A 7296-nucleotide genomic window follows, 5' to 3' on the forward strand; every position below is an offset into this window, starting at 1 on the left:
CGACGGCAGCACCTCGACCTTGACGGCGGCGGCAGTGGTGCTGCGCCCAGCCAGCGCCGGACGGCGTTCGACCGAAGGCGATGCGGCCGGAGCCGTCTTCCTTGCAGCGGCCTTAGCCATTGAGGCGCCCTCCCGTCTCGTCGAAGAATACCATGCCGGTAACCTCCACTTCGATCACCCCATTCGGCATCGGCACATAGAGGGTCTCGCCCATCCGGTCGCGGCCGCCGGCGACCAGCGCCAATGCGATCGAGCGGCCGCAATTTTCCGACCAATAGCTCGAGCTGACATGGCCGATCATCTTCATCGGGATCGCCTGCTTCGGATCCTCGACGATCTGCGCGCCTTCTTCCAGCACCACTTTGGGGTCCCTGGTCTTGAGGCCGACCAGCTGCTTGCGGCCCTTGGCGACCAGATCCGGCCGCGTCAGGCCGCGGATGCCGACGAAATCGGTCTTCTTCTTGCCGACCGCCCAGTCGAGCCCGGCGTCGTTCGGCGTTACCGTGCCATCCGTGTCCTGGCCGACGATGATGTAGCCTTTTTCGGCGCGCAGCACGTGCATCGCCTCGGTGCCGTAGGCGGCCGCACCATGCTTCTGGCCCTCGGCCCACAGGGCTTCCCAGACCGCCTGGCCATAGTCGGCCGGCACATTGACCTCGAAGCCGCGCTCGCCGGTGAACGACATGCGAAACAACCGCGTCGGCACGCCGCAGATCTTGCCTTCACGCACCGACATATGCGGCAGCGCCTCGTCGGACATGTCGATGCCTTCGACCAGTGGCGCGATGATGTCGCGCGACTTGGGCCCCTGCACGGCGATAACAGCCCACTGCTCGGTGATCGAGGTCAGCCAGACATTGAGATGCGGGAACTCGGTCTGGAGATAATCCTCCATGTGGTTCATGACGCGCGGCGCGCCGCCGGTCGTCGTCGTCACGTGGAAACGGTCGGGGGCCAGCCTGCCGACGACGCCGTCGTCATAGATGAAGCCGTCCTCGCGCAGCATGATGCCGTAGCGGCAGCGGCCGGGTTCCAGCTTCTCCCATGGGTTGGTGTAGAGCAGTTCCATGAACTTGGCCGCATCCGGCCCAACCACCTCGATCTTGCCCAGCGTAGAGGCATCGAACAGGCCCGCCGTCTTGCGCACCGCGACGCATTCGCGGTCGACCGCGGCATGCATGTCCTCGCCCGCCTTGGGGAAATACCAGGCGCGCTTCCACTGGCCGACATCCTCGAACACGGCACCTTGCGCCTCGGCCCAGGGATGGATCGCGGTTCTGCGCGTCGGGTCGAACAGCGGACCGCGCGCATGGCTGACGATCGCGCCGAAGGTGACCGGCGTATAGGGCGCACGGAACGTGGTCAGGCCGACCTCCGGGATCGGCTTTCCCAGCGTCTCGGCGGCGATCGCCAGGCCGTGCATGTTGGAGGTCTTGCCCTGGTCGGTCGCCATGCCGTTGGTGGTGAAGCGCTTGACGTGCTCGATCGAGCGCATGCCTTCGTGCACCGCCTGGCGGATATCCTTGGCGGTGACGTCGTTCTGGAAATCGACAAACGCCTTCACAGTCGTGTCCGGCCCGGCGCCGGGCGCCGCGCCCAACATACCGCGCGACCAGCTCTCCGACGCATCGACCTTCGGCTTACTGCTCTTGGCGGCTTTGGCGCCGGCATCTTTCGCCGCCTTGGCGCCCGCCGCATAGGCCTCGTCCACCGTCGCCGACAGCCCGTCGGTGCCGTTGCAGGCGCCCACCGAGACGCAGTCCTGCGCATAGGTGCCCGGCACGAAGCGCTTGGTCTCGTCGTTGAAGGCGACCTTTCCGCGCGACTGCGAGAACAGATGCACCGACGGCGTCCAGCCGGCCGACATCAGGATCGCATCGACCGCGATGGTGCGTTCGCCGCCGCCATTCTTCGGCTGCACGGTCATCGACGACACCCTGAGCTTACCGCCAGCGCGGATCACCGCGCGGCCGAAATTGATCTCGATGCCGAGCGCCCTCGCCTCGTCGATCACCGGTCCGGTCGGATTTTCGCGCAGATCGACGATCGCCGCCACGTTGACGCCGGCCTTCTTCAGGTCGATCGCCGCCGCGTAAGCAGAATCATTGGCGGTGTAGACGCCGACATTCCTGCCGACCGCGACGCCATAGTGGTTGAGATAGGTGCGCGCGGCACCCGCCAGCATGATGCCCGGCCGGTCATTGTCGGCAAACACCATGTGGCGCTCGATCGCGCCCGAGGCCAGCACCACGCGCTTGGCCCGGACCTGCCACAGCCGCTCGCGCGCCAGATCGTGGCCGGGGGTCCTCAGATGCTCGCTGACACGCTCGACCAGCCCCACAAAATTCTGCGCATAGTAGCCGAACGCCGTCGTTCGCGACAGCACGCGGACATTGTCCATTGCGGCGAGCTTCGCCACGGCAGCTTGCGCCCAGGCAAAACCGTCCTGGCCGTCGATTTTCGCGCCGCTCTCGAAACGCAGGCTGCCGCCGAACTCGGCCTGCTCGTCGGCGAGGATGACGCGCACGCCGGTCTCAGCCGCCGCAAGCGCTGCCGCGATGCCTGCCGCACCGCCGCCGAGCACCAGCACGTCGCAATGCGCGTAGCGCGATGAATAATGGTCGGGGTCCGGCTGGTCCGGGGAAACGCCAAGACCGGCCGCGGCGCGGATCTTTGGCTCGTAGAGCCTCTTCCACGCCGCTTTCGGCCACATGAAGGTCTTGTAGTAGAAGCCGGCCGAAAGCAGCGGTGAGGCGATATCGCTGACCGCACCGAGGTCGAAGGACAGTGACGGCCAGCGGTTCTGCGACTGCGCGTCAAGCCCGTCATAGAGCTCCTGCACGGTCGCCCGCACGTTCGGCGTCTTGCGTGCCGCGTCGCGCCTGATTTCGACCAGGGCGTTCGGCTCCTCGGCGCCCGCCGACAGGATGCCGCGCGGACGGTGGTACTTGAACGAACGGCCGACGAGATGGACGCCATTGGCGAGCAGCGCCGAGGCCAGCGTGTCGCCCTCGATGCCGGCATAGGACTGGCCATCGAAGCTGAACCGCGCGGTCTTGGCTTGGCTGAAGCGGCCAGCGCCGGGAATGCGGAACGCGCCGCTCATTTGGCAACTCCCGGGAGCTTCGACGGCTTCGGCTCGCCGGCCTTGTAGGTCATGACGAATTTGTCGGTGACGGTGTCGCGTACGGCATTGAAGAAGCGCGCACAGCCATGCATGTGCCGCCAGCGCTCATAAATGATGCCCTTGGGGTTGGAGCGGATGAAGAAGAATTTTTCGAAATCGTCGTCGCTCTCGCCTGATATGTTGGCCGAGCGCGCGATATGCGCCTCGCCGGCGTTGCGGAACTCGAGTTCCGGACGCTCTTCCTCGCAATAGGGGCAGCGGATGAGAAGCATTTGGTTCGTTCCTACAATTCGCCGTGGCCGACGCGGGCGCCCGCCGGTTGATCGCAAAGCTTCTGTCCCAGGGTCGCGAACGGTGCGACGAGCCGGATGCGCTCTTCCACGCTTGCAGCGGGACGAAACAGATCGCGGGACGCCATGTTGCCGAGGGTGAGCTGCATCGGATCGGTTGTGACGATGACTTGACGCGGCTGGAATGTCTCGTCTTCTTCGAGCCCTTCGGGTCGTCCCTCGAAGAACATCACCACCCTCTGGCCGCCGCTCCAGACGCAGGCCAACGTGCCGTCATCGACCGAAAACGGCCAGCCGGCTTCGTTCGCACTTCATCCGGCGAGGGAAAATGGAACATGCCCCGTTCTCCCGCCAGCACTTGCTCCCCCGCCAGCATCAGCGGCATCGCGACAGCCATCTCAGCCATCATCAGTGCGCCACCGCCGCCGCCGCCGCCTCGTCGATGAGCCGTCCGGTGCGGAAGCGTTCGATGGTGAAGGGCGCGTTGATCGGATGCGGATCGTCTTTGGCGATGGTGTGGGCAAAGACATGGCCCGAACCCGGCGTTGCCTTGAAGCCGCCCGTGCCCCAGCCGCAATTGACATAGAGGCCCGGCACCGGCGTCTTGGCCAGGATCGGCGAGCGGTCGGGCGTGACGTCGACGATGCCGCCCCACGAGCGCAGCATCTTCATGCGCGTGAAGATCGGGAACATCTCGCAGATGGCGTCGAGCGTATGTTGCAATATGTGCAAGCCGCCGGTCTGCGAATAGGAGACATACTGGTCGGTGCCGGCGCCGATCACCAGCTCGCCCTTGTCGGACTGCGAGATATAGGCGTGCACCGTGTTCGACATCACCACGCAGGGCACCACCGGCTTGACCGGTTCCGACACCAGCGCCTGCAGCGGATAACTTTCCAGCGGCATGCGCACGCCTGCCATGTTCATGATGACGGAGGAATGGCCGGCGGCAACGACGCCGACCTTCTTGGCGCCGATGAAGCCGCGCGTCGTGTCGACGCCCATCACCGCGCCATTGGCCGCCCGCTTGACCCCGGTGACCTCGCAATTCTGGATGATGTGGACGCCGCGCGCCGAGGCGCCGCGCGCATAGCCCCAGGCAACGGCATCATGACGGGCCGTGCCGCCGCGCCGCTGCAGCGACGCACCGACCACCGGATAGCGCGCATCCTTGGAGGTGTTGAGCGGTGGGCAGAATTCCTTCGCCTGCTCCGGCGTCAGCCATTCATTGTCGATGCCGTTCAGCCGGTTGGCGTGCACGTGGCGCTTCAGCACCTGGACGTCGTGCACATTGTGCGCGAGCATCATGACGCCGCGCGCCGAATACATGACGTTGTAGTTGAGTTCCTGGCTGAGCCCATCCCACAGCTTCAGCGCATGGTCGTAGATGCCGGCGCTCTCGTCATAGAGATAGTTGGAACGGATGATGGTGGTGTTGCGGCCGGTGTTGCCGCCGCCGAGCCAGCCCTTTTCCAGCACCGCGACATTGGTGATGCCGTGCACGGTGGCGAGGTAATAGGCGGTGGCCAGGCCATGGCCGCCGGCGCCGACGATGATGACGTCGTATTCTTTCCTGGGCTCAGGCGAGGACCACTGTTCCTCCCAGCCCTTGTGACCGCGCATGGCTTCACGGGCGATGGCGAATACCGAATATTTCTTCAACGTCCCAACCTCGCCCCAAAAAGGCTTCGCGAATGGCGGCCGGCGTTCATTCGGTCCCGGCGCGCGAGGTGTATCACTAGCGAAACAGCGCTTCCACCCTTGCGCTGTTTGCGACGGCGCTTGCCGTTTTGCGCCGTGGCGGAAAAGACGCATCCGGCGCTTCCACACATTGGCAGGTATCGGGTGGCTCGTGCTTGCCCCATCTGCGACCAAGCATCTCGGATCGCCGCTAAAGCCGACGCGAAGAAAAGGATGCAAAAATGTTCGCACTCGCCAACAAGATCGCCATCGTCACCGGCGCCAGTTCCGGCATCGGCCGGGCCTCGGCAAAACTCTTTGCCGAGGAAGGCGCCAAGGTCATCGTCGCCGCCCGCCGCCAGGCCGAGCTCGATGCGCTTGTCGCCGAGATAGAAGACAATGATGGCGCGGCCATCGCGCTTGCCGGCGATGTCAGGGACGAAGCCTATGCAAAGGCCCTTGTCGATCTGACGGTCGAAAAGTTCGGTGGGCTCGACATCGCCTTCAACAATGCCCGCGCCGTCGGCCGGATGGGGCCGATTTCGGACCTGCCGCTGGAAGGCTGGCGCGAGACGCTCGACACCAATCTCACCAGCGCGTTTCTCGGCGCCAAATACCAGGTGCCGGCAATGGTCGAGCGTGGCGGTGGTTCGCTGATCTTCACCTCCACCTTCGTCGGCCACACAGTCGGCATGCCAGGCATGACCAGCTATGCCGCGAGCAAGGCCGGGCTGATCGGGCTGACCCAGGTGCTGGCCGCCGAATACGGCCCGAAAGGTGTGCGGGTCAACGCGCTGCTGCCCGGCGGCACGGACACGCCGGCGGCAACCTTCAAGACTCCGGAATCGCGGACCTTCGTCGAAGGCCTGCATGCTTTGAAGCGTATCGCTATGCCGGAGGAGATCGCCCACTCGGCACTCTATCTCGCCTCCGACGCCTCGAGCTTCACCACCGGAGCGGCTCTGTTTGCCGATGGCGGCGTGTCGATCAATCGGACGTGAAGATTCCAGCGGCGGGATGCATGTTCATAGCCGCCAGGCAAACAGCCGCTCTTGATTTTTCGCCGCGATTTGGCGATTCCGTTCCTGTCTAAAAGCGGGTCTGGAACCATGATGCTGATCAGAACCTATGTGACTGCGAGCGCGATCGAAGGCGTCGGCGTGTTCGCCGCGGAGCCGATCGGGAAAGGCGCTTCGATCTGGCGGCTCGATCCGGATTTCGACCGGCTGATCCCCATGGACAAATACGAGACGGCACCCCCGCATCTTAGGGAACTGCTCGACCGCTATGCCTATCCGAGCCCGGACCGGCCGGGTTTCATGGTTTATGAAGTCGACAATGGCCGCTTCATGAACCATTCCAGCAATCCGAATACGGATTTTTCGCAATATGGCGGAGCCACCGCGACCCGCGACATCGCCGTGGGCGAGGAGATCACCTGCGACTACGGCGAGTTCTTCGAGGATTTCGAGCTGCTGCACCTCGCGACGGCCTAGTCGGCTCCTTATCTCATGGGCAAGTGGCACACTTGTCCCAGGGCAAACAGACGGCGGCTGGCCCCGCAAATTCATTTCCACTGTGGACAGCGCGGCATGATTCTGCTATCAGCCGCCCCAATTCGTGGTGTAAACCGCTGCGGAGGCTAGTGGCTATGGCCGCTTGCCTGTTGATATCAAACCCGAAAGACAGGATTGCCCGTGCAGGTACTCGTCCGCGACAATAACGTTGATCAGGCGCTTCGCGCTCTCAAGAAGAAGATGCAGCGCGAAGGCATTTTCCGCGAAATGAAGATGCGCGGTCACTACGAGAAGCCGTCCGAGAAGCGCGCCCGTGAAAAGGCTGAAGCTGTCCGCCGCGCCCGCAAGCTGGCCCGCAAGCGCGCCCAGCGCGAAGGCCTGCTGCCGATGACGCCGCGCCCGGTCGCTGCTGGCGCCGCCGGCGGTGCAGGTGGCGCTCCGCGTCCGCCGCGGTTCTAACGCCAATTTTTCGTCCTTTTCGAAGGATATCAGAGGTGGCGCGATGTAGAATCGCCGCCACCTTTTTGTTTTGATGTGACCGGTCCGGAGGGGGAGCCGGACCTGAACGACGCGGCTTGAAGTGAGGACAGGGCAGACATGAACGCAACAAGCGTGGAGCGCGGGACCGCATTGCGTGGTTTCGCCCTGACAGCGGCCCTGCTCTCCGTCCTGGCCCTTGCCG

General features: G+C 64.4%; 6 protein-coding genes and 1 pseudogene. 3 read left to right on the plus strand and 4 right to left on the minus strand.

Going from position 1 to position 7296, the window contains the following annotated elements; all coding sequences use genetic code 11:
• Window positions 1–112: 112 nt before the first annotated feature.
• The 4 genes and pseudogenes from EOC06_RS04720 to EOC06_RS04735 form a co-directional block, all read right to left on the minus strand.
• A complete protein-coding gene (locus tag EOC06_RS04720) occupies window positions 113–3106 on the minus strand; it encodes a sarcosine oxidase subunit alpha (protein ID WP_128307206.1) in 2994 nt (997 codons plus the stop codon).
• Window positions 3103–3399, minus strand: a complete 297-nt coding sequence (locus tag EOC06_RS04725) for a sarcosine oxidase subunit delta (protein WP_015315781.1) — start codon at window positions 3397–3399, stop codon at window positions 3103–3105. The genes EOC06_RS04720 and EOC06_RS04725 overlap by 4 nt, the downstream gene beginning before the upstream one ends.
• A gap of 11 nt (window positions 3400–3410) precedes the next feature.
• Window positions 3411–3826 (minus strand): annotated as a pseudogene (locus EOC06_RS04730) (hypothetical protein).
• The gene (locus tag EOC06_RS04735) at window positions 3826–5079 is read right to left on the minus strand and encodes a sarcosine oxidase subunit beta (RefSeq protein ID WP_127321970.1); all 1254 of its coding nucleotides are present in this window, start codon (window positions 5077–5079) and stop codon (window positions 3826–3828) included. Before EOC06_RS04735 ends, EOC06_RS04730 begins: the two are co-directional and overlap by 1 nt.
• Window positions 5080–5339: 260 nt before the next feature.
• Here EOC06_RS04735 and EOC06_RS04740 point away from each other — a divergent pair, with 260 nt between their 5' ends.
• From EOC06_RS04740 to rpsU, 3 genes are all read left to right on the plus strand, one after another.
• Window positions 5340–6098, plus strand: coding sequence for an SDR family oxidoreductase (locus EOC06_RS04740; protein ID WP_128307207.1), 759 nt, complete (start codon window positions 5340–5342; stop codon window positions 6096–6098).
• Between the two features lie 108 nt (window positions 6099–6206).
• Entirely contained in the window at window positions 6207–6593 is a 387-nt protein-coding gene (locus EOC06_RS04745; RefSeq protein ID WP_127395264.1) for an SET domain-containing protein, read from the plus strand.
• A gap of 201 nt (window positions 6594–6794) precedes the next feature.
• A complete protein-coding gene (gene rpsU, locus EOC06_RS04750) occupies window positions 6795–7073 on the plus strand; it encodes a 30S ribosomal protein S21 (RefSeq protein ID WP_023810129.1) in 279 nt (92 codons plus the stop codon).
• The last annotated feature ends 223 nt before the right edge of the window (window positions 7074–7296 follow it).

The organism is Mesorhizobium sp. M7A.F.Ca.MR.362.00.0.0, assembly GCF_004023175.1.
GTDB lineage: Bacteria > Pseudomonadota > Alphaproteobacteria > Rhizobiales > Rhizobiaceae > Mesorhizobium.

Excerpts from the sequence above, each read along its gene's own strand:
- EOC06_RS04720 (WP_128307206.1), bottom strand. The coding sequence starts at position 3,106 with ATGAGCGGCGCGTTCCGCATTCCCGGCGCTGGCCGCTTCAGCCAAGCC.
- EOC06_RS04725 (WP_015315781.1), bottom strand. The coding sequence starts at position 3,399 with ATGCTTCTCATCCGCTGCCCCTATTGCGAGGAAGAGCGTCCGGAACTC.
- EOC06_RS04740 (WP_128307207.1), top strand. The coding sequence starts at position 5,340 with ATGTTCGCACTCGCCAACAAGATCGCCATCGTCACCGGCGCCAGTTCC.
- EOC06_RS04745 (WP_127395264.1), top strand. The coding sequence starts at position 6,207 with ATGATGCTGATCAGAACCTATGTGACTGCGAGCGCGATCGAAGGCGTC.